This is a genomic window from Rhizobium sp. SRDI943 (assembly GCF_057653695.1).
In genome coordinates this window covers 1671114-1687780 of record NZ_CM172787.1, presented here as the reverse complement: position 1 = coordinate 1687780, position 16667 = coordinate 1671114, and the positions used below count along the sequence as shown (strand labels likewise).

Below are 16667 nucleotides of genomic sequence, written 5' to 3'. Positions count from 1 at the left end.
ACAGGGTCGGAAAGAGGCTTCGAAGCCTTATTCGACGACTTTCGGCACCAGGAAAAAATTATGGTCGGTGACGGGCGCATTGGCGACGATATCGGCTGCCTTGCTGCCGTCGGTCACCTCATCGGTCCGCTTCTTCATCGCCATCGGGGTAACCGACGTCATCGCCTCGACCCCGTCGACATTCACTTCGGAGAGTTGCTCGACGAAGCCAAGGATGCCGTTCAGCTCGCCGACCATGCGATTTGCCTCGTCCTCGGAGACGGCAATACGGGCAAGGCGGGCGACACGCTTCACGGTGGCAAGATCGACGGACATGACATTCTCCGGATAGGATTTTTCCTACCCGCTATAAAGGCCATGTCCGCCTGACGCAACGGGGTTTCGTCAGATCGACAGGCTCTCGGAAGGCCTGATCGCCTTCACATCCGTCTTCGATCCGTCCATGCCGGCAACGAATTTTTCGGCCGTCTGGTCGATGATCGGAAAGGTGCCGTAGTGGCAGGGGATTGCGGTCTTGAAGTTGAAATAGCGCCGGCAGGCAAGGGCTGCTACCGCGCCGCCCATGGTGAAGCGGTCGCCGATCGGCACGAATCCGATATCAGGCTGGTGCAATTCATTGATCAGCGCCATGTCCGAGAAGATGTCGGTATCGCCCATGGCAAGGATCGAAGCTTCGTCGTCGAAATGCAGCATCAGGCCGTTGGCGTTGCCGAGCGCGTGCGAGACACCGTCCTCGGTGATCTGGGCGGAGGAATGCAGCGCATTGGTGAAGGTCGCCGAGAAGCTGCCGAGCGCGATCGTGCCGCCGGTATTGCCCATCTCGATCTTGTCGACGCCCTTGGAGCCGAGCCAGGCGGCGAGATCAGCATTGGCAAGAACGACGGCGCCGGTTTCCTTGGCGAGTGCCACGGTATCGCCGACATGATCGCCATGGCCATGCGTCAACAGGATGTGGGTAATGCCTGCGGAAACATCCTTAATATCCTGGCCGGAGAAAGAGGCGTTATAGCTGAGGAATGGGTCGAGCAGGATCTTCGCCTTTGCTGTCTCGATGCGGAAGGCGGAATGGCCGAGCCAGGTGATCTTCATGAAATGTCTCCTTTATTATGGGATGCAAAGCCGGTTTCGATGCCACATCAAAGAATGAGAGCATGATGTCGTCCGAAAACCGCTCACACTTTTCGGCGTCATGCCCTAAAACGCGTCGCAATCTTTCAGATTCGCTCCAGCATTTTAGATCTTTGTTTTTACGCATGTCGTTATCGCAAAACCGCGGCACACTTTTGCGCGACATGCTTTAAGGACATATCTTATGCGGCCGCAAAGAAAAGCGGCGGCGACTTCAATTTGTTTTGACGGGATGAAATGGCGATGACGGTGTTGACGATCGAGGAAATGGCCGAGACGCTTGTCCCGCGACAGGCGATTGCCGGCCTCGATCTCGGCACCAAGACGATCGGGCTTTCGATGTCCGATCTCGGGCGGCGTTTCGCCACGCCACGCACAGTGATCCGCCGCGTCAAGTTCACCATCGATGCTCAGGCGCTCTTGGACTTCGCACAATCTGAAAAGGTTGCAGGCTTCGTCATCGGCCTGCCGATGAACATGGACGGATCGGCGGGTCCGCGCGTGCAAGCAACGCGCGCCTTCGTGCGCAACATGGAGCAGAAGACGGCGCTGCCCTTCGTCTATTGGGATGAGCGGCTTTCGACGGTTGCGGCTGAACGGACGCTGCTCGAAATGGACGTCTCGCGCGCCAAGCGGGCCGAACGGATCGATTCGGCCGCGGCAAGCTTCATCCTTCAGGGCGCGCTCGACAGGCTTTCCTTGCTGGCAAGGTCAGATGGAGACGAATTCAACGCCTGACGCGCCTTCCACCAGGCGATGATCGACTTGCGCTTCCGCAGACCGATAATGGCGAAGACGACGAGGCTGTCCACCGCAATCGCGCGGGCAACGAGCGGCGGGATGGTCTCCGGCGGAATGCCAAGCGCCTTGCCGTAAAGCTCGAAGGTCAGGTCATGGACCTGCCGGCTCAGCATGAAGATGCCGAAACTCATGTCGTAATAGGAGAGCCAGTACCATCCGCCCAGAAAGACGATGGGGCCGGCCCAGAAGATCAGAAACCACTTCATGCGGCCTCTCCTCCATGCTTGCGCGCCACGGGCAGATCGAGGGAGACCAACCAGACCGACAATGCCATGATGCAAAGCACCAGCGCGGGAATTGCGATATCCAGCGCCAGAACTGCGAAAAACATCATTGCCGTCACCAGAAACGCGACTTTAGCGATTTTGGTTCCCATGGGCGTCACTCGGGGCTTCTACTCATACCATCTCTGCTCACCGCCACACTGTCGGCTTAACCACCCCCACGCAACGTAAACCATTTGTTAAGGTTAACGCGGCGCCCGCCCCCTGTGGATGAGCCAGGTATCAGCCGTAGACGCCGCGGACGATGCGCTTCAGCGCTAGTGCCGCCTTCTCCCAGTCCTTGGGCGTTTTCAGCGACAGGCCGGCGCACTGCCCACCGGCTGCGGCGGCGAGCACGAGATGCTGGATCGCGGCGATGACGATGGCGTTGACGGCTGCTGCATCCACGCCCTTCGGCGGCGCCAGCGAGCCGCGCATGCGCTCTAGCCAGAGAGCAAGCGCCTTCGAACGCGCCTCGGACAACCGCCTCACCTGCTCGGTGTTTTCCGATATCTCCCAGGCGAGGATGCGGCGCATCAGCGGATCGTTTCTCAAGGCATCGAGGAGGAGGAGCGACAGCCGTTCCATCAGGTCCCCATAGGTGAGCAGGAACATGCCGCCGGCGTCTTCCGGAATGCGGTCCTTCACCCATGTGCCGAGATCGGCGCCAATCGCCTCGACCAAGCCGTCGAGGCCGCCATAGTAACGATAGATCAGCTGCTTGTCGCAACCGGCGCGGCGGGCGACCGCGTTGATGCCGAAATTCTGGAAGCCTTCTTCGGCGAGCAGCCCCTTGGCGGCGGCAAGAATTGCGCGCTCGGTGGCGCCGCGATCACGCACGCGCCGTTCCGGCTCGCCGCCGGCCCCGGGTGAATTTTCAAGATTTGCGGCTTCATTCAGCATGATCGACCCTTCCCCGCTGTCACCAATCGGTGAGTAGCGGGGAGGCTTCACGCAATCAATCCTATCCCATTGGGAAGATTGTGGATATTCCAGCCGGACCGTTGATTGTCCGTCGAACGGATGTGGAAAGCTGCAGACTGGACTGATCGGATCTGTCCAGAAATCTCGTCCTGGCAGTTGATCGTGATGGACGAACCCGGCATAGCTGCATTATGAACAAATCTAACAATCTCCGCTAAGGCCCTGCAATGGTGAACTATATCGAAGCCTCTACCGCGCCCCCGAAGAATACGGGCGCCATCCGGCTTTATGACGCTGAAGCATTCGAGGGTATGCGCAGGGCATGTCAGCTGACCGCGCGCTGCCTCGATGCGCTTGCCGACATCGTCAAGCCCGGCCTGTTGACCGATGAGATCGACCGGTTCGTCTTCGATTTCGGCATGGATCACGGCGCCTATCCGGCGACGCTGAACTATCGCGGTTATACCAAATCGACCTGTACCTCGATCAACCACGTCGTCTGCCATGGCATTCCGAACGACAAGCCGCTGCGTGACGGCGATATCGTCAATATCGACGTCACCTTTGTGCTCGACGGCTGGCACGGCGATTCCAGCCGGATGTATCCCGTCGGCGTCGTCAAGCGTGCTGCCGAGCGACTGCTCGAGGTCACCTATGAATCGCTGATGCGCGGCATTGCCGCCGTCAGGCCCGGTGCTCGTACCGGCGCGATCGGCGAGGCGATCCAGACCTATGCCGAAGCCGAGCGCTGTTCGGTGGTGCGCGATTTCTGCGGCCATGGCGTTGGCCGGCTGTTCCACGATTCGCCGAATATCCTGCATTACGGCCGTGCCAATGAAGGGCCGGAGCTGCGCGAAGGCATGATCTTCACCATCGAGCCGATGATCAACCTCGGCCGGCCGCATGTGAAGGTGCTGGCTGACGGCTGGACGGCGGTGACCCGCGACCGCTCGCTGTCGGCGCAGTACGAACATACAGTCGGCGTCACCTCCGATGGCTGCGAGATCTTCACGCTGTCGCCGGGTGGCCTCGACCGCCCCGGTCTGCCTTCCCACAACGGGTGACAATCCGATGGCGAAGGGGCCCGTTTCGATATCCTCCGACGACGAGCTGCCTTTCAAGACGCAAGAGCCGATTGCCGCCGACGAACGTTCGTTCTTTGCAGGTCAGCCGCAAAAGCCGTCCGCGCCGAATTCCAGGACGGCCTTTCCCGCCTCGCTTGCCGGCCAAGAGCATTATCACGGCCATCGCGAGCGGTTGCGTGACCGCTTCCGCGAGCTCGGCGACACTGCGCTTGCCGACTACGAAATCCTCGAGCTCTTGCTTTTCCGCCTGATCCCGCGGCGCGACACAAAGCCGATCGCCAAGGCGCTGATCGAGCGTTTCGGTTCGCTTTCGGGCGTCTTCGGCGCACCACCGACGCTGCTGACGGAAGTCAAAGGTGTCGGCGAGGCCGTGGCGCTCGACCTGAAGCTGATCTCGACTGTCGCCCACCGGACGCTGAAGAGCGAACTCAGGAGCAAACAGGTCCTGTCCTCGTGGTCTTCGGTCATCCAGTATTGCCATGCCGCCATGGCGCATGAGACCCGCGAGCAGTTCCGCATCCTCTTCCTCGACAAGCGCAATGTGCTGATCGCCGATGAGGTGCAGGGCCGCGGTACGGTCGACCATACGCCGGTCTATCCGCGCGAGGTGGTCAAACGCGCGCTCGAGCTTTCGGCGACGGCGCTGATCCTCGTCCGTAACCACTCGACCCCTACGCAGCAGGGGCTTGAGGTGCCTTCTCGCCCGCGATTGGCGCGACGACGGCCTGCAGAAGAGTTTCGAGGGCATTACAAGGCGCTTGAAGGTACAACGGGTCAGCGGTGGCGTATCTCTCAGTTAACGTCAATCTCCCACCGGCGCTGTGGCCAAGCTGCGCTGCTACCGACCATGGGTCAACGCCATTCTGCCGCATCCAGCGGGCGCAGAAGTGGCGGATGGAATACAGGTTCACATCCTCGCCCAGCCCTGCCCGCTTTCGCGCAATCCGCATAAGCCGTTCATTCTTCTCCGTCGCCTGCCCCCGCCAAAGCACCAGTACGCCATCAGGACGGTCCCGGAACCGCGCCGCCATCGTCGGAGGCAGCTTGACCGTGGGGCGGTTCTTGCCGGTTTGTCTTCGCCCCTTTTTATTCAAATAGACGAGGCCATTGGCGAAATCGATCTGCTCTTTCATCAGCTCGCGGGCGGCGGCGGGCCGACATGCCGTCCCGATGAGGATGGTGAGTAGATCGTGCCAATGATCGACCTCGCTGCCACGGTAGAAGGCCCGAAGATCGTCGAGGGTGATATCGGCGCCCTTCTTGGTATCGGAAGTGTCGCGGTCGTCCTTCACCTTATGGATGAAAGGGACGCTGGATATGATGCCGCGCTTCCATGCCCTGTTGATGGCGGCTGCGCCCACTTCTAGCGTTCTATTCACACTGCCGACGTTGAGGCCCTTAGCAAAAAGGTGCTGCTGGAACTCTTCCTGCTTATTCAGGTTCCGGACGTCCGCGACGGTCGCGGACTTCCAGAACTCGTTCCAGTAGCGGATCAGGATCTTGCGGCTCTTGGCCGAGGCAAGCTGGCGGGCGTGATTGTTCCAGTAATCCAACAGAACTGACGCCAGAGAAACCTTCTCCGGCGCCAGATTGTCAGACGCTAGTTTGAGATGCTCGTAAAACCACGCCGTCAGGACTTCCTTCGCCTGGTCGAAGTCGACGCAGGACAAGCTCACTCTCTCAGTGCGTTTGGTTTCCGGGTCATAGCGGGTGCGGTACCACGCAGGCGAATTGCCTCGCTGCGTTAAGTACCAGTCCCCTACGCGGAACTCACGTCGCTGATATCTCGCCACTTGTCACCTTTAAGAATGAGGTCAACAATGTGGATGCCGAGATATCTAATTTGCCGTTCTCCTAGGGCCGTATAAGGCACCTTTTCGGCGCGTCGCATCCGTTTCAGGGTACTCAAGTCACGTTGCAAAAAGAAGGCTGCTTCCTTCTCGCTGTACGAGCGGAACAATGCAATCCCATACTCTTTTGCAATACCTTCGCGCATTCGATTCACTTCATCCATGGCAACTACCGCCAAGTCTGAACATCATATCAAATATTCTCGGCAGTTCCATGATCAATATTACGACCAGAAAGCCGACGAAGGCATGTGTCAGTTGCCTTCGCAGAAGCCGCCAGATGATGTAGGCGACTGCCAGATAGAGGGTCGGCTGGCCCCAATCGAGATACAGCCGACTTGCTGGTGATTGCCCCCAGCAGTAGAGAAAGGGGTAATTCCAGATCAGCACCGAGACGTTATTGGCGAGATAGATGACCACCGTCCCGCCAATCAGCCCGGCCTGCGTTTTTAGTGCAGCGTCCTTGGCCATTTCTTCTTGCGCCTCCCACGCTGAAAACGAACTCTGGGCGGCGGTTCCGCCTGCCGGCGACTGGCGAGCGCCGCCATAATGGCGGAGCCTGCGATGCGGAAAAGGGCCGTCAGGACGGCGATTGCGACCTTGACGCCGAGTTCGCACATGCGGAGTGCGAACCCAAGGAGCATTTCGATGATCTTCATGGCGTCACCAGCAATTTCCGTTCAGCGCACCTATTGGCGTACTGGTAGTAGTGCATCGTGATCGCAGGCAGACTCAGGGTGCGGATGGGCTTCCCGTCCCGTATGCGGTATTCCAAAGTGTGGACTTCCGTACCGCCTACTACTTGCAGCCCAAGCTCAAACCACGCGGCAGTCTCTAAAGTCCTTTCATCAAATTTGATGGCTATGAGACTGTATTCTCGATAACCATGCGCCTTAAAGTAGTCTCCGGGCGTGAAGGTTTTGAAATATTCAACGTGCTCACGATTCAGCCCGGCGATATTGCTCTTGGGGTGACGCTCGACGACCTGGGCTGTTTCGGCCGCTGACCGAGAAATGAATCCTTTACTCATCAGCGTGCCCTCAACAGACGCTTGCGGATGCCACGCACGTTGTGCTGAGCAACCTCCTCGAACCCAGCCTTGCTGAGACCCCAGAAGTATTTCTCAGACCAGTGGCTTCCCGCCCCCGTCAGCTCGATCTGGTACATCCCGACCATTTTACCGCGCCATTTGCCCGGCTCTCGCCACCTCACCAGATTCACAAAGTAGGCTTCGTGAATCCCGTTGTTGTACTGATAGGGTGGCTTGAAGCCTTGGAAGGCTTGGATCAAATCTTGGGACGCATCTGAACGTTGCAGTTCGCGATGGCGGTTCGGCGGCTTCATCGGTGAGGTCGAAGTTTTAGGTCCCTTTAACGCCGGCAGCTTCGGGCGGAGCGCTACCTTCTGCTTGGGATCATCACTCCACGATTCAAGCAGAAGTACCCGAGTGTCGCTGTCGGGGCTGTTAAGCAATGTACGAACCAATCTATCGATGATGGACATTTTAGTCTCCCACACCGCTTCGGGCCGTTCCCGTTGCTTCCGGTGTGAGATGACGCTCTCATCAAAAGCTTTTGTTGTACAAATTCAAACATGTAGTACATCTAAAGAATCTTGTGTTACATGGATGTATTACATGGCGGGCAACGAAAAGCCGAAGGACACGGCCAAGAATTTCAGGCTTCCTCACGAAATGATGCTCAGGGTGCAAGCCCACGCCAACATCCATCACGGCGGCAACATCAGCGACGTCATTCGCAACGCGGTCGAAGCTTATTTGCCCCCTGAAGCCGAACCCAAAGCTCCCCCACTAAAACGTACTGCCGCGCCATTCGGTTACCAAAAGACACTCCTTGGCGCGATCGAGCTGGATTTGCGTGAACAGATTGAGAGCAGCACTTTTGTCGCCTGCATGGTCACTGACTTCGATCGATGGGCTCGTAACCATCGTCACTCAATGGCCCTCCGGGAAAGGTTTAAGCGCGGGGCGGATCACACCTATATCGTCATCCCCATAGCAGAGGCGGGGCAGCCTCTTCCCATTCCGCCCGTACTAGACGAAATATTCGGATCACTGTCCTATGAGGAACTGGAGGCGGGGAAGGCAGCCTTTAACTTCTTCATTTCCTACACCGCAAAACTTGCTCATTTCCAAAAGATCATTTTCGCGACCGAAAAGTCCGCAATCTTGTCCGAAAGCATCTTCGGGTTTCCTTATGCGCAGGTATACCGCGAGACGCTTGAAGACGGATTCAACATCGTGACGCAGACGCTACATTCGATCTCTGGCATTGCGATCAAGGCACGCGGTATCGACCCTGCGTTCGATATATTCGGTCGGTACGTGGAGAGTAGGAAGCCCAAGAAATCCCTCTGGAGGCGGTAATCCCCTGTTGCAAGAACCCAACCACGCCCTTCTTTAGTGTGACCGTTATACCCCGTTACTCCCTGCTAGCTTGAATGCGGAAAAAGGCATTTAGCGATAGCGTGGATAAGGGATAGCGCAGTTAGACAATTCCTTCCGAAATTGTCCCCTTGTTATTGCGCTCTAAGGGTAAGCTGGCGCATGGGGCAATTTGGCTATTTCCGGATCGAACACTCGTCCTTTAACCGGGACGAATGGGGCTATGGACGTGTCGCCAACGCCGCTCATTACGGGGCCAATCAGAACAAGCGTGGCCACGTCGCCACAGTCGGAATTCCCCTTTACGATACCAGCTACGAGACCAAGCAGGCGTTTCTGGAGCTGGAAAAACTCGGCACGCGGAAGAACGCGAGGCTTGGAGATTCCGTGATCGTCAGCTTCCCGGTGGAGGTCTCCGAGCCACACCGGCTGATGATGATGGAGCGTTTCCTGTCAAAGATCACCTTCGGAGGTCGCACCTACGCTCAGGCTTGGGAGCACGTCGACAAGCCCGGAAATCCACATTTTCACGCCATCATAATTGACCGTGACCGCCTCACCGGGAAGAGCGTCGGCAAATTCGGACATAGCCGCTCATGGCGCAAGCAGCACGGCCTTGAGCCGAACGTGACCGAGTGGATGCGGAAGCAGTGGGAAGACACCGGCAACGAGTTTTTCCGCGAGTATGGCTATTCCATCAGCTTTGACCGCCGCAGCAACCTAGAGCGCGGTTTGGACGCTCCCAGCGAGCATCGCGGCTACAGCAACGACAACCATCTTCCCGAGGTCGGGAACAAGGTCAGTGACGATTTACTCCCCGCAACAGAGGACGTCCGCGAGGACGACACGCCTATGCTGAAAAGTGACCTTGTGGGCGTAGACCCCGTTGGCACGATCAAGTTCATCCACGACACCAAGACGACGCTCGAATACCTGCACCGATCGCAGGAGGCGATCAAGGATGCTCAGGAGCGCTATGAATATCTCGTTTCCGAACGGGAGAAGGTCGCGAGCGAGGCCGGGAAATATCAGGAGGAAAGCTTGCCGATCCTCATGGATTCCTACAGGGCGCAGGAACGGCTGTCCGAACACCAGACCGAGACCGGCCAGTTAAAAGGCCGGTCGATCGGGATGTTCGGATATACGCTGTTCAGGACGTCGGCGCGGAAGAGTGCTGAGCAGGCTCAGATCGAGGCCCACAACGCCCAGCTTGAAGCGAACAGGGTTGAGTACACGCGGAAATCCTACGAGCATAAAGTCAACCAGCTTTCAGCGCAGGCAAGTCAGGAGGAGCGCAAGGCATTCGCCTATCAGGCCGAACTGGTCCGGATGTTCGGCGAAGAGCAGGAAATCGCCGACGCAGAGGCGATGATGGTCAGCGGGATCAGGGAAGCGGCTTTGGTGGTCACGGTCGGCGAGGCCGTCACCGCTTATGGCGAAGGCCTCATTACCGAGGACGAGTTCCGCACCTTCCTGCTCGAAGGTGGCTATGAAGCCGAGCTTCAGCTTCTCGACGAAGGCAACGGCATGAGCCTATAGGTAATCGATACCGCGCTTGCCCCTACGCCATGGCTTGCGCCCTTTCACGATGAGGCTGTCGAGCAGCATCAACGCCTGCTCGTAACCGAGGCCCCGAATCTCGTCGGGCTTAATCAGACGGCGCGGCTGTTCGCTGTGGCTCCGGCTTTCGCCTTGCCTGCTCTCGCTGCGCCCCTTATTTTCCACGGTGTATTCACCGGCCAGCTCGCTCACTTCCTTGTTGAGCTTGCTGTCCTTCCCGCCGCCAAAGATGACGGCATCCGAGCCGTTCCACATATCGTCGGCATGGACGTAGGTATCCTTGAACTCACGCATCGAGAGGAAGCACATGCGCACCCTCACCCCGGCCTTGCGCTGGCGCCCGTAGGCGATTTCGATGGGTTCGCAGTATCCGGTCAGGCCCGCCTCATCCAAGAACAACTCCAGCTCCCGTTTGAGCGGCTTTCCGGTCTTGTTGCGGATGTGGGCGACGGTGTTGATGGCGTTCCCATAGATGACGCGTGAGAGGTCACCACCGGCCTTGTCGATACCGGTGCGGACAAAGAGGACGGCCGGCTGATCCTGCGTGAAGAACTGGTGAAAGTTCCAGCCGCGCGTGTAGTTGCCGTGCATGTCCGGTCCATAACTCGTCAGTTCCTTCACCGCCGCATCATTCCACGCTTCCAACTTTCGCAGCGAGGTCGACATCATGGAGAGGCCTTCCGGCTTGTCCGCCATCTTACCCATGACGCCGAGCGCAGCCGTCACCACGTCGTCGCCATACTTCTTCGAGCGCTTGAAGAGGTCATCGCGTTTGGTTTCCGAGATCAGCTCGTTGACCAGTTCGCCGATCGGCTTGTTGTTGCCCTCGTATTTGATGTTCACGGTCATCACCGACTTAAGCAGCAGGCGCGCGAATTCGACGAAGTGCGGCTGCTTCGAATGCGGCTCATCCGGTACGAGAAGCTTGCCGAGCGCGTCGAGTGCCCGGTCATAGCGCCATTTATTGTCGTTCGTCGGGTCCGTCAGCAGCGGCGGGACAATGTCGGAGAGAATATCGTATTTCGTCCACTCGTCGGGCTCGACCGCATCGAGGCGCATGACGTTGTAGCCCCTCGCCCCCATAAGAGGTGCGGTTGCGCGGTAAAGCTCCCCGTCAGCATCCCCGATGATGAGGAACGGCAGACGGTCGGCGGGACGTTCGAGGATCGCGCGCAAGGCTGCGATGAAGTGCTGGGATTTACCGGTGCCAGGCGGTGCCATGATGATCGAGCTGCGCTCCGGGTTCGTGAATACCCGCTTGCCGCTCTTCGTCACCCCCATCAGGAAGCCCTCGTTATTGAAGTGGCCGAGCTTCTTGAGGGTCTTGTCGGTGGCATAGCTTGCCGCGCCATGCGTTGGTGACGGCGGATTGCGCCACTTGTTCCAAGCATAGATCGGGAATTTCAGAGCATCTTTCATATCGAATACGATTGCCTTCACAAGCATCGTAAGAAACCACCAAACAACCATAAGCGGCCATATAATCGTAGCCCGTAATATAAACATGCCCTAACCTTCCTTCATCTAGCCTAAACCATCTTCAACCGTTTCGCAGGCCAAAGGGATAATTTGGCTAGATAATCTCTGCTTGGCCTCTTGCGAGGTAACATGAAAGCTAATGACCTTTATGCCTCCGTAACCGCCGTTATAATCAAGCAACTGGAGGAAGGAGTGCCGCCGTGGACCCGTCCATGGAAGGATGCCCGGATCAAGGGCGTCGGGATGATCCCGTCAAACCTTGTCACCGGACGCCTCTACAGCGGCAGCAACATTCTCCTGCTCTGGATGTCGGCGCAGCAACGCGGATACGACAATCTGCAATTTTGCACGTACCAGCAGGTGGCGGGCATCGGTGCCAAGGTGCGCAAGGGCGAGAAATCGACCCACGTGATCTTCACCAAGCACGTCACCAGAAAGGACGAGGATAGCGGCGACGAGCGGCAGGGCACGATTGTGAAATCGTATCCGGTCTTCCACGTCTCTCAACTCGACGGCGTCGATCCGAAGTATCTGGCAGCTCAGGTTCCCGATGACCGGAAGGCAACCCACGAGCAGGCAATCAGCCTCGTCAAGGGCACGGGTGCCAAGTTCTCGCACGGTGCGTCAAAGGCAGCCTACTACCCCGGCCGCGACGAGATCGTGGTGCCGACGATCGGCACCTTCGAGAGCGAGGACGCCTATTGGGGGGTTGTGCTGCACGAACTGACCCACTGGAGCGGCGCTGAAAAGCGGCTGAACCGCACCTTTGGCAAGCGGTTCGGTGACAATGCCTACGCGAGCGAGGAGCTGGTGGCGGAACTCGGCTCGGCCTACCTGTGCGCTCAGTTGGGGTTCACCCCATCATTCCGCTCAGCCTCGTATATCGATAGCTGGCTGAAAGTGCTGAAGGGAGACAACCGGGCCATCTTCTCCGCAGCCAGCTATGCCGGACATGCGGCGACGTACATCTGGAACCTTGCCTTTGCCGAACAGCGGCAGGCGGCCGAATAATGAATATTGCTTGTCACACCCCTCAGGTGTGGCAAGCTATTTTCGTTCCCACCACGCCAATCCGGCAAGGAATAGTCCAAGATCGCCAACGGCCAACCATGTCATAGTCGACGGTCAAGGCTCGCGTCTGGTTCTCCATGGACAGCAATGGGGGATGATGAACGAGCGGGACGTGCCCCCTCTGGCCGTTGCTCCTCACGACCGCTCAATCACAATCCCCGCATTAGCGGGGATCTATTTTGCGATCGAGGCGGTTGCCTTCGGCCCGTGGAGCCAATCGACCACCTGCGTCCCACCGAAATAGCTCGCTCCGCCGATCGCCACGAGGATGCAGAAAAGAACGGCGATAGGAAACCTGCCAACAGCGGAGGCTTTCAGTTTGCCATATTCGATTGTCAGGAGGTCTTTGTCGTTCATCGGCGCACTTCTCCATAAAAAAAGAAACGCCGCCTGCTCCTGCTACGCATTACTACAGCTCAGGTGATTCCTGCAATAGCCGCAAACCGCCATGAACAGCACATGCGGGATTCTGTTAAGATGTCAATAAGTTGTTGCTTTTCATTTTTTGGCGCTAAATGCCTGATTCTGATGCCGGATTCTGACTTATCAACAGATCCCCCGAAAACAAATCTTATGAGGGACCAATTTGCGGAAAACTGCCGTTTTCACTGCCTAAGTACCACCCGGCGACCGCAGCTAGCACGATAAACACGAAGAGAATCCATCTCCAACCAAGCGCAAGAACCAGGCCGATCAGGCCAAGAGCGATGAGCACCGCGATAGGCGCGGCCTTTTCATTCCTCTCTTCGTCGATTTGGATGGGCATTATTTGCCTTTGAAGGCAGCATAGGCTTGGACTGCGGCTCGCAGGCCCACCATCACAGCGGTAGCGTACCCGCCATATGCCCAATTGTTCTGAAGGAAGGTGATGGCCTGATCGTAATAGCCGTTCTGCATTCCGATGAGCAGAACCGTCAGAAGTGATCCACCAGCGGCGCCGGTGACGGTGTTCAGACCCTTGTTCTTAGTGAAATATTGATAGAGCTGCGGAAGCAGGATGGTCAGGAGGGAGACGACGGCATTCACGTTGAGGACTTTCGTTATGCCTTATCTTACCCCCTAAATTTTGAGGGTGTCCACGATTGTCAGCATGAACTCTTTCGGCCCGATCTCCCGGCGCATCAGCTCGATTGCAATCCGGCTGTCGGACACGGACGAAAGGAGCTGCGTCACCATCAACCCCATGCCGGCGAGGATGCAGCCTTCGGTATCCTTCGTGGTGTTGCCGACGTGAATCAGGACCGCGCTCCGGCCTGGAATGCCAACGAGCTCCCACGTCCGTGGTTTTGATACCTTAGTCCCCGTCTCCCAACCATGCGGGATGCAGCGGTAGGTTCCGGCTGGCACGCAGCTGACCTTCGGTTTGTTCTCCCGCCACGCCTCTTCCAGCGTGTAGAGGGTGCGGCTCAATCCTTTGAGCACACCGAGGCTGGCGCCGTTAGTTTCTGTCAGGCGGTTAAGGGTAAGCTGCACATCGTGAACTTTCCTGATCTATCTCAATAGCCGGTCAGCAACGACGATGAACACGATGATCGCCGAGCACCAAAGCAATTCCCGATCACGGCAGACGCGGAGGACGGTGTCGATCATCTTCACGCTCACGCTTTCTTCTTGAAGATGGTTGAGACCAGATCGGTATCGATCGCGTGGGTGACGATGTTCATTCCCATTATGCCCACGATGAAGCTGCAAAAGCTCGTCGCCTCCGGCCCCAACCCTAGCCAGCCGGTGAACAGCTTCGAGCTTGTGCCCGCCAGAACTGCTCCGGTTACGAGAATAGCAAACATTTGGGAGGGCGGCATGTTCTCGCCCTTTGATACACCTACCGCTATTCGCACCGAGCCGCCCACCATGCCCAGAAACGCCATCCATATCTCGTTGGCGTAATGGATCAGAAACAAGAAGACGTTGTCGGGCATTAGTGGTGCATTTCATGTGATGATAACAGACATAACCCGGTAATGTTGCGCCCGACCGGTGCTTTAGCAGCCGGATACGTGGGAATCGCGCATTCGATTCTTTGGTTCTGCACCCGGCTGCATCGCATCGCGCAAGGCTATTCTTCGTCTTCTACAAATGGAAGGAAGATGACTTCAGAATCCAAGACACGGATATCATTATCACTGAACATCTCATACCAACGCTCAGACGCGGGGTCATTCATCAACTGGGCCCCAGTCACATACATACCAAGTAGGGTCCCATAACCTAGCTGGTTGGCCAAGGGATTATCAATCAGGCGTGGGTTGACTGCCACAACACCCACTTCATTTAGCCCCATGGCAGCAGCACGTTCGGTGCCATCCATGATTATCATTGCAAGAACAGGCATAATATAGTCTTTCGATTATTAGGTTTTAATTTCCTCCTACCGCAGTAAGGTAGGAGAAAACGGCGTTATAAAGTGCGAGGGTTTCCCCTGCCGTCAAATCTTGTCCTATTGCTGCGGAGGCAACTCTCTTGGCGGAGAACTGGGACGGTACGCCATTGTTGTTAAATGCACAGATAAGACAATTAGACGAAGACAGAATTACGCTACCTCTTGTCAGAGTTTCTACATAAACTCCATTCTTGTATATGTCGTGGTTGGCGGAGTTATTGCGGTTAGTAGCTGCAAACCCAATGGAGTTGGCAAAGGTAGCTATCGTAGAATCTGAGTTGGTGGCTGCATTACGGAAGCTCATACCGCTAGTGAGGTTCAGTAAGTTGACAGCGAAGTTACGTGAGCCCATTTCGCGGACATCTGCGCCTGCGGTGGCTGTGTTCACGTAACAGCCCATGAAGGCGCTGTTCCTCTGAATTTTAACACTGCCTCCGGCACCTGTATCCACGTTGGTGTCAAGGTAACTGGCTGACGCATCACCTTGGTAGCCTCTGTCAACTGTAAACACAGGGTTGCTAACAGGTGTCAGGGTATAGCTACTGCTCACCAAATTAAGTCTTGCAGCCTGACTATCCGCTGCCGCCATAATCCAGAGAGCATCCAGCTTCGACCATACCCCGGCTGATTTCAGCGACAGAATAAGAGTATTGTAGAGAGAAGCGCGGTCGGTTGTCGGCGGAGTTGTCAGGCGGGCAAGGAACGCTGCGACGTCCGCATCAAGCCCACTGGTGACATCGGCTGGATACCAGGTGCTGATCCCGACCTGCATTAGAACTCTGCGATAATTCCGGTTGCCGAGGTACCAACCTTGATGAACTTCGACACGGCGAGCGGGCGGGAGGTACCAGTTGCAATCGTGTAGGTCACGCTTACACCGGGCTTTCCAACAAGCTCGACAACCAGCGTTCCGCCTACACCGACAAAAACGGATCGCGTTGGGCTGTTCGTGGGCATGGCGTCATCAGTGAGGGATAGATCCACCGCGCGGGCTTCGCGGATGGACTGCTGACGGTCGAACATGGACGGATACTTTCTTTGGCTTATTAAGCCATCGAAATACAACCTTGGCAATATATCTTAGGATGGACGCACGCGGCGCATGGTGATGTAGCCGGAGTTGATATTGCCGGTGCTGAACCGGAAGCGTACAGCGTTGAACTTCGTCACGTCATTGATTTGGCCGTAGAAGCGTTTGCGCACGAGGCTTGGAGCGCTGGAAAGCCAGATAGTCTGACCTTCCATCTGCTTGTAGAGCGAAGACGAGGAAAAATTATAGGTCCTGAACCGTCCGTTGATGGAGTTCGCGGTCACGGTGTTGAAGGTATTGGATGTCCCGGTGAGCGCCCACGACGAACTTGAGACGGCGCCACTATCGTCGGCAAGCTGGTAGCCCGTGTTGACCCATGAGGAGCCGTTATCGGTCGATACTTCCATCACTAGAGTATTCGTCCAGTTCGGAGAAACCGGATAAATCCCCACAATGTCGAACTCCAGAACGTCGTATCCGTCCGGAAGATTATCAAAAACTAAAGACGCGGAGTTGCTCGCAACCTGTTTGTCCAAAGGCGACAAGCCAACTACTTCAGGTGCGGTGACATCGCCTTCGGCCAGCGCTTTGGGATTATCCCGCATTGCGCGCGCAATGGACTGCGTGAACGGCTTGTCCTGTGACAAGGTCGTGTCGGTGAGAGTGGTATAGGTGGTCACGGAGAGGCTTTC

At 57.0% G+C, this 16667-nt stretch carries 26 protein-coding genes and 1 pseudogene; 6 read left to right on the top strand and 21 right to left on the bottom strand.

Annotated features, from left to right (window positions below):
* Nucleotides 1–27: 27 nt before the first annotated feature.
* Both gatC and AC245Y_RS08695 read right to left on the bottom strand, forming a co-directional pair.
* Nucleotides 28–315 carry an Asp-tRNA(Asn)/Glu-tRNA(Gln) amidotransferase subunit GatC gene (gene gatC, locus AC245Y_RS08700; protein WP_003558942.1) on the bottom strand — a complete coding sequence of 96 codons (288 nt, stop codon included), beginning with the start codon at nt 313–315 and terminating at the stop codon, nt 28–30.
* A gap of 69 nt (nt 316–384) precedes the next feature.
* Entirely contained in the window at nt 385–1089 is a 705-nt protein-coding gene (locus AC245Y_RS08695; protein WP_003558941.1) for a metal-dependent hydrolase, read from the bottom strand.
* Nucleotides 1090–1371: 282 nt separating this feature from the next.
* On the opposite strand from AC245Y_RS08695, the gene ruvX reads away from it, so the two are divergent.
* Entirely contained in the window at nt 1372–1866 is a 495-nt protein-coding gene (gene ruvX, locus AC245Y_RS08690) for a Holliday junction resolvase RuvX (protein ID WP_012757263.1), read from the top strand.
* Here the strand turns inward: ruvX and AC245Y_RS08685 are convergent.
* From AC245Y_RS08685 to AC245Y_RS08675, 3 genes are all read right to left on the bottom strand, one after another.
* Nucleotides 1803–2135, bottom strand: coding sequence for a DUF6105 family protein (locus AC245Y_RS08685; protein WP_003558937.1), 333 nt, complete (start codon nt 2133–2135; stop codon nt 1803–1805). The two genes, ruvX and AC245Y_RS08685, sit on opposite strands and share 64 nt — an antisense overlap.
* Nucleotides 2132–2305 (bottom strand): hypothetical protein, encoded by a 174-nt coding sequence (locus AC245Y_RS08680; protein ID WP_012757262.1) that lies wholly within the window; start codon nt 2303–2305, stop codon nt 2132–2134. Before AC245Y_RS08680 ends, AC245Y_RS08685 begins: the two co-directional genes overlap by 4 nt.
* Nucleotides 2306–2435: 130 nt before the next feature.
* Nucleotides 2436–3095: a TetR/AcrR family transcriptional regulator gene (locus AC245Y_RS08675; protein WP_012757261.1), complete on the bottom strand. Its 660-nt coding sequence runs from the start codon at nt 3093–3095 to the stop codon at nt 2436–2438.
* A gap of 248 nt (nt 3096–3343) precedes the next feature.
* Between AC245Y_RS08675 and map the strand changes: the two genes are divergently transcribed.
* Nucleotides 3344–4180 (top strand): type I methionyl aminopeptidase, encoded by an 837-nt coding sequence (gene map, locus AC245Y_RS08670; protein WP_012757260.1) that lies wholly within the window; start codon nt 3344–3346, stop codon nt 4178–4180.
* Between the two features lie 7 nt (nt 4181–4187).
* A pseudogene (locus tag AC245Y_RS08665) lies at nt 4188–4866 on the top strand (JAB domain-containing protein); the annotation flags it as partial.
* Between the two features lie 6 nt (nt 4867–4872).
* On the opposite strand, the gene AC245Y_RS08660 reads toward AC245Y_RS08665, so the two are convergent.
* The 6 genes from AC245Y_RS08660 to AC245Y_RS08635 all read right to left on the bottom strand — a co-directional run bounded on the left by AC245Y_RS08660 (nt 4873) and on the right by AC245Y_RS08635 (nt 7554).
* On the bottom strand, nt 4873–5871 hold the full coding sequence (locus AC245Y_RS08660) for a tyrosine-type recombinase/integrase (protein WP_032996335.1): 999 nt from the start codon (nt 5869–5871) through the stop codon (nt 4873–4875).
* Between the two features lie 89 nt (nt 5872–5960).
* Nucleotides 5961–6215, bottom strand: a complete 255-nt coding sequence (locus tag AC245Y_RS08655; RefSeq protein WP_026157331.1) for a hypothetical protein — start codon at nt 6213–6215, stop codon at nt 5961–5963.
* A complete protein-coding gene (locus AC245Y_RS08650; RefSeq protein WP_017993855.1) occupies nt 6208–6522 on the bottom strand; it encodes a hypothetical protein in 315 nt (104 codons plus the stop codon). The genes AC245Y_RS08655 and AC245Y_RS08650 overlap by 8 nt, the downstream gene beginning before the upstream one ends.
* Nucleotides 6501–6710: a hypothetical protein gene (locus AC245Y_RS08645; RefSeq protein ID WP_017993854.1), complete on the bottom strand. Its 210-nt coding sequence runs from the start codon at nt 6708–6710 to the stop codon at nt 6501–6503. Before AC245Y_RS08645 ends, AC245Y_RS08650 begins: the two co-directional genes overlap by 22 nt.
* On the bottom strand, nt 6707–7081 hold the full coding sequence (locus AC245Y_RS08640) for a hypothetical protein (RefSeq protein WP_017993853.1): 375 nt from the start codon (nt 7079–7081) through the stop codon (nt 6707–6709). The genes AC245Y_RS08645 and AC245Y_RS08640 overlap by 4 nt, the downstream gene beginning before the upstream one ends.
* Nucleotides 7081–7554 carry a hypothetical protein gene (locus AC245Y_RS08635; RefSeq protein WP_017993852.1) on the bottom strand — a complete coding sequence of 158 codons (474 nt, stop codon included), beginning with the start codon at nt 7552–7554 and terminating at the stop codon, nt 7081–7083. Before AC245Y_RS08635 ends, AC245Y_RS08640 begins: the two co-directional genes overlap by 1 nt.
* 133 nt (nt 7555–7687) lie before the next feature.
* On the opposite strand from AC245Y_RS08635, the gene AC245Y_RS08630 reads away from it, so the two are divergent.
* Both AC245Y_RS08630 and AC245Y_RS08625 read left to right on the top strand, forming a co-directional pair.
* Nucleotides 7688–8437 carry a hypothetical protein gene (locus AC245Y_RS08630; protein WP_017993851.1) on the top strand — a complete coding sequence of 250 codons (750 nt, stop codon included), beginning with the start codon at nt 7688–7690 and terminating at the stop codon, nt 8435–8437.
* 180 nt (nt 8438–8617) lie between these two features.
* Nucleotides 8618–9994: a MobA/MobL family protein gene (locus AC245Y_RS08625; RefSeq protein WP_017993850.1), complete on the top strand. Its 1377-nt coding sequence runs from the start codon at nt 8618–8620 to the stop codon at nt 9992–9994.
* Here AC245Y_RS08625 and AC245Y_RS08620 read toward each other — a convergent pair.
* Nucleotides 9989–11434 (bottom strand): type IV secretory system conjugative DNA transfer family protein, encoded by a 1446-nt coding sequence (locus AC245Y_RS08620; RefSeq protein ID WP_245274012.1) that lies wholly within the window; start codon nt 11432–11434, stop codon nt 9989–9991. The two genes, AC245Y_RS08625 and AC245Y_RS08620, sit on opposite strands and share 6 nt — an antisense overlap.
* Nucleotides 11435–11623: 189 nt before the next feature.
* Here AC245Y_RS08620 and AC245Y_RS08615 point away from each other — a divergent pair, with 189 nt between their 5' ends.
* Nucleotides 11624–12505 (top strand): ArdC family protein, encoded by an 882-nt coding sequence (locus AC245Y_RS08615; RefSeq protein WP_020486961.1) that lies wholly within the window; start codon nt 11624–11626, stop codon nt 12503–12505.
* Between the two features lie 234 nt (nt 12506–12739).
* On the opposite strand, the gene AC245Y_RS08610 is transcribed toward AC245Y_RS08615, so the two are convergent.
* The 9 genes from AC245Y_RS08610 to AC245Y_RS08570 all read right to left on the bottom strand — a co-directional run bounded on the left by AC245Y_RS08610 (nt 12740) and on the right by AC245Y_RS08570 (nt 16655).
* A complete protein-coding gene (locus AC245Y_RS08610) occupies nt 12740–12922 on the bottom strand; it encodes a hypothetical protein (protein WP_017993847.1) in 183 nt (60 codons plus the stop codon).
* 214 nt (nt 12923–13136) lie between these two features.
* On the bottom strand, nt 13137–13331 hold the full coding sequence (locus tag AC245Y_RS08605) for a hypothetical protein (RefSeq protein WP_017993846.1): 195 nt from the start codon (nt 13329–13331) through the stop codon (nt 13137–13139).
* Nucleotides 13331–13591, bottom strand: a complete 261-nt coding sequence (locus tag AC245Y_RS08600; protein ID WP_017993845.1) for a hypothetical protein — start codon at nt 13589–13591, stop codon at nt 13331–13333. The genes AC245Y_RS08605 and AC245Y_RS08600 overlap by 1 nt, the downstream gene beginning before the upstream one ends.
* A 33-nt stretch (nt 13592–13624) precedes the next feature.
* Entirely contained in the window at nt 13625–14038 is a 414-nt protein-coding gene (locus AC245Y_RS08595) for a DUF5675 family protein (protein WP_017993844.1), read from the bottom strand.
* Between the two features lie 125 nt (nt 14039–14163).
* The gene (locus tag AC245Y_RS08590) at nt 14164–14484 is read right to left on the bottom strand and encodes a hypothetical protein (protein ID WP_017993843.1); all 321 of its coding nucleotides are present in this window, start codon (nt 14482–14484) and stop codon (nt 14164–14166) included.
* Nucleotides 14485–14621: 137 nt separating this feature from the next.
* Nucleotides 14622–14897, bottom strand: coding sequence for a hypothetical protein (locus tag AC245Y_RS08585; protein WP_017993842.1), 276 nt, complete (start codon nt 14895–14897; stop codon nt 14622–14624).
* A gap of 25 nt (nt 14898–14922) precedes the next feature.
* Nucleotides 14923–15717 (bottom strand): hypothetical protein, encoded by a 795-nt coding sequence (locus tag AC245Y_RS08580; protein ID WP_017993841.1) that lies wholly within the window; start codon nt 15715–15717, stop codon nt 14923–14925.
* Entirely contained in the window at nt 15717–15968 is a 252-nt protein-coding gene (locus AC245Y_RS08575) for a spike base protein, RCAP_Rcc01079 family (protein WP_017993840.1), read from the bottom strand. The genes AC245Y_RS08580 and AC245Y_RS08575 overlap by 1 nt, the downstream gene beginning before the upstream one ends.
* Nucleotides 15969–16025: 57 nt before the next feature.
* The gene (locus AC245Y_RS08570; protein ID WP_017993839.1) at nt 16026–16655 is read right to left on the bottom strand and encodes a hypothetical protein; all 630 of its coding nucleotides are present in this window, start codon (nt 16653–16655) and stop codon (nt 16026–16028) included.
* Between the last annotated feature and the right edge of the window lie 12 nt (nt 16656–16667).

Coding starts and splice junctions, on each gene's coding strand:
- gatC (WP_003558942.1), bottom strand. CDS start 315: ATGTCCGTCGATCTTGCCACCGTGAAGCGTGTCGCCCGCCTTGCCCGT.
- AC245Y_RS08695 (WP_003558941.1), bottom strand. CDS start 1,089: ATGAAGATCACCTGGCTCGGCCATTCCGCCTTCCGCATCGAGACAGCA.
- ruvX (WP_012757263.1), top strand. CDS start 1,372: ATGACGGTGTTGACGATCGAGGAAATGGCCGAGACGCTTGTCCCGCGA.
- AC245Y_RS08685 (WP_003558937.1), bottom strand. CDS start 2,135: ATGAAGTGGTTTCTGATCTTCTGGGCCGGCCCCATCGTCTTTCTGGGC.
- AC245Y_RS08680 (WP_012757262.1), bottom strand. CDS start 2,305: ATGGGAACCAAAATCGCTAAAGTCGCGTTTCTGGTGACGGCAATGATG.
- AC245Y_RS08675 (WP_012757261.1), bottom strand. CDS start 3,095: ATGCTGAATGAAGCCGCAAATCTTGAAAATTCACCCGGGGCCGGCGGC.
- map (WP_012757260.1), top strand. CDS start 3,344: ATGGTGAACTATATCGAAGCCTCTACCGCGCCCCCGAAGAATACGGGC.
- AC245Y_RS08655 (WP_026157331.1), bottom strand. CDS start 6,215: ATGGATGAAGTGAATCGAATGCGCGAAGGTATTGCAAAAGAGTATGGG.
- AC245Y_RS08650 (WP_017993855.1), bottom strand. CDS start 6,522: ATGGCCAAGGACGCTGCACTAAAAACGCAGGCCGGGCTGATTGGCGGG.
- AC245Y_RS08645 (WP_017993854.1), bottom strand. CDS start 6,710: ATGAAGATCATCGAAATGCTCCTTGGGTTCGCACTCCGCATGTGCGAA.
- AC245Y_RS08640 (WP_017993853.1), bottom strand. CDS start 7,081: ATGAGTAAAGGATTCATTTCTCGGTCAGCGGCCGAAACAGCCCAGGTC.
- AC245Y_RS08635 (WP_017993852.1), bottom strand. CDS start 7,554: ATGTCCATCATCGATAGATTGGTTCGTACATTGCTTAACAGCCCCGAC.
- AC245Y_RS08630 (WP_017993851.1), top strand. CDS start 7,688: ATGGCGGGCAACGAAAAGCCGAAGGACACGGCCAAGAATTTCAGGCTT.
- AC245Y_RS08625 (WP_017993850.1), top strand. CDS start 8,618: ATGGGGCAATTTGGCTATTTCCGGATCGAACACTCGTCCTTTAACCGG.
- AC245Y_RS08620 (WP_245274012.1), bottom strand. CDS start 11,434: ATGAAAGATGCTCTGAAATTCCCGATCTATGCTTGGAACAAGTGGCGC.
- AC245Y_RS08615 (WP_020486961.1), top strand. CDS start 11,624: ATGAAAGCTAATGACCTTTATGCCTCCGTAACCGCCGTTATAATCAAG.
- AC245Y_RS08610 (WP_017993847.1), bottom strand. CDS start 12,922: ATGAACGACAAAGACCTCCTGACAATCGAATATGGCAAACTGAAAGCC.
- AC245Y_RS08605 (WP_017993846.1), bottom strand. CDS start 13,331: ATGCCCATCCAAATCGACGAAGAGAGGAATGAAAAGGCCGCGCCTATC.
- AC245Y_RS08590 (WP_017993843.1), bottom strand. CDS start 14,484: ATGCCCGACAACGTCTTCTTGTTTCTGATCCATTACGCCAACGAGATA.
- AC245Y_RS08585 (WP_017993842.1), bottom strand. CDS start 14,897: ATGCCTGTTCTTGCAATGATAATCATGGATGGCACCGAACGTGCTGCT.
- AC245Y_RS08580 (WP_017993841.1), bottom strand. CDS start 15,717: ATGCAGGTCGGGATCAGCACCTGGTATCCAGCCGATGTCACCAGTGGG.
- AC245Y_RS08575 (WP_017993840.1), bottom strand. CDS start 15,968: ATGTTCGACCGTCAGCAGTCCATCCGCGAAGCCCGCGCGGTGGATCTA.